A 2,804-nucleotide genomic window follows, 5' to 3' on the forward strand; every position below is an offset into this window, starting at 1 on the left:
GTTGTCGCTCCAATAATTGCCTCGGCCGCCCTCTCCCCAATCAAGGAAACGGGTGCTGACGTATTTAACTTGGCTTTCGTTGTTGATAAACGAATTATTGGACAGACTTGTGCCTTCAATAGCCGCGGTAAAGTGAATGCCGATTTGACAGTTTTCAAAATGGTTGTCAAAAATTTTATTGAAGTTGGCGTTATAGGCGAATACGCATTTACCGGCTTTGTTGATAATGTTATCGTTAATATCGGAATGGTTGACGTAATTGAGCATAATGCCTTGGTCACGGCTGCCTACGGCGATATTGCCATACACTTTGAGACGCTCTGAGAACATCAACACATAGCCCATATTGTTGCCGACAGAGATGTTGTTGCTGACCTCGCTGTCGTTGGTGTACATATAATGCACTGCAAAACGCAAATCGCTGAAACGATTGCCTTTATAGGTATTGTTTGTACTGGTATTAGAAAAAATACCGTCACGGCCTTTGGAAATATCGTTGTCGACTACTTGCGCGCCCGGCGCATTCCAAACCGTTACGCCATTACCGCGCTCATTCACACGCAATGTGGCTTCCCCGACAATCTTATTTTCGCGCACCATCGATTCTGCCGCGCCATGGATGTATACGCCGACTGAGTTGTCCAAGACATTATTGTGTTCAACCAATGCTCGCGGAGCCGTTTCCTCAAGATAAATCCCTGCATCCATGGCCGGCAGGCTCAAGCCTGAATTGGAAACGGTCAGATTGCGCAGAGTTACGTCAGGCGCATGAACGGCAATGGTACGCCCGCTCCTGTCGCCGACAATCTTGGCGGAGCGATCGGCCGGACCTTCAATGGTAATCGGTTTGTCGATATAGAGTTTGGTCTTGTATGTACCGGAGGCAAGCTTGAGCGTATCGCCGGCTTGGGCGCGCGCTAAAGCATCATTGAGATTGTCTTGTGCGGATACGTTGATGACTGAGGCAAAGGCCGTCTGAACCATACTGCCCAATAGCAATACGAATGCGGCACGTTGCCATTTGGAACGATGGGATGGTGTATGCGTCATAATTATATCTCAATTTCAGACGGCCTGTTTTCTACATGGTAAACATATGCAGAAACAGGTATTTTGATGTTATAGCAAAGCTGTCTGATGATGGCTTATATCTCATTGCAATATCTGCAGACAAACAGCTTTGCTATAAAGGCCGTCTGAAAGAATGTCTTTTCAGACGGCCTGAAGGATTAAATCATCAAACCAAAATTATTTTGGTTTAACAATCATTTGACCTGACATTTCCATGTGCAATGCGTGGCAGAACCATTGGCAGTAATACCAGTGTACGCCTGGACGGACTGCTTTGAAGGTTACAGAAGATGTCGCTTGCGGGCCGATCTCCATAGCGATACCGTAGCCTTCCAAAGTGAAACCGTGAGTCAAGTCCTCAATGGTCTCAACGTTGGTTACGTATACGGTCACTTCGTCGCCTTGGTTCACTTCAAATTGAGGGATACTGAATGCAGGCGCAACGGCAGTCATGTACACGCGTACTTTGTTGCCTTCACGTACGACTTTAGCGGCTTTTTCCAGCTCAACACCGTCTTTTTGCGCTTGTTCCAAAGCATCTTTCCAGAACCATGGGTCTTTGCGGTCCCAAGTTTTGCTTGGGTTCACTTTGGAAGCGGAAACCAGACAGAAGTCATGTGGTTCTGCAAAAGTCGGGTTGTCGTGAACCAGACGCATTTCGTCGCCGGAGATGTCGATTAATTGGTCACACTCAGGTTTCAGAGGGCCTGCGTTCAGGAAGCGGTCTTTGGAGAATTTGTTCAAAGACACCAACCATTTACCGTCGGCTTCTTTAGTTTCACCCATGGTAGTGTGGTTGTGACCAGGTTGATAGTGAACGTCCAATTTTTGTTTAATCGGATCGATTTTCTCGCCTTTGTAGGCTTTAATCGCATCGTCGATGTTCCATTTCACCATTTGGCTGTCGATAAACAATGTAGTATAGGCATTGCCGCGACCGTCAAATGCAGTGTGTAATGGGCCAAGACCCAGTTGAGGTTCAGCTACGACAACATCGCGCTCTTTAATTTTGCCTGCAAACAAATCGTCCAGTTTGCTGACATCCAATACGGTAACGGTTGGAGACAGTTTACCGTTGAGCATGATGTATTTGCCGTCAGGGCTTGCGTTACAGCCGTGAGGAGAGTTAGGTACAGGGATGTAGCGGGTGTATGGAGAGTTGGCTTCTGCACGGCCGTCCAACATTTTCACGCCGTTAACTTCTTTGAAGTCGCCTTTTTTGATGCCTTCTTCGATAGCGGCCAGGTTAAATACTACACACCAGTCTTGCTCGTTAGAAGAAGCACCTTGTACAGTCAGAGCGCGTTCAGAGTTATAGCAGGTAGAGAAAGAGTATTTACCTTGGTAGTCGGCATCGCCGTTGTCCAAGTTACCGTCTACCAAAACTTGCCATGCGATTTCCATGGTTTCGCCGTCAATTGCGGTATAAACGGCATTCCAAGTTTTCGCATCATCCCATTTACCTACGCCGTCAACTGGAACAATGTGTTCGCCGTTGGCAAAAACGTAACCGGTTTTCGGATAACGTTGCGGACGCAGACCGTGGATACCTGAAGCATTAGGAATATCGATGATTTTATCGGTTTTCATTACATCCAAGCGGACGCGGCAAACACGGGTGTTTGCTTTATCGTTGGCGTAAGCATAACGGCCATCGTAAGTTTGGTCGGTGAAAGACAAGTGCGGGTGGTGCAAGTCGCCGTTAGGGTAGCAACGCAGACCGCTGTCTTGCA

The 2,804-nt window shown here is 47.4% G+C and carries 2 protein-coding genes; both read right to left on the reverse strand.

Annotated elements, in window-relative coordinates:
* On the reverse strand, positions 1–1,050 hold a 1,050-nt coding region (nosD, locus tag ACTHUM_RS11170; RefSeq protein WP_440402900.1), incomplete at its 3' end, for a nitrous oxide reductase family maturation protein NosD.
* A 198-nt stretch (positions 1,051–1,248) separates the two neighbouring features.
* Positions 1,249–2,804, reverse strand: a 1,556-nt coding sequence (nosZ, locus tag ACTHUM_RS11175; protein WP_440402901.1) for a TAT-dependent nitrous-oxide reductase, incomplete at its 5' end; no start/stop codon positions are given.

The sequence above is a fragment of the Neisseria sp. P0021.S006 genome, assembly GCF_051956895.1.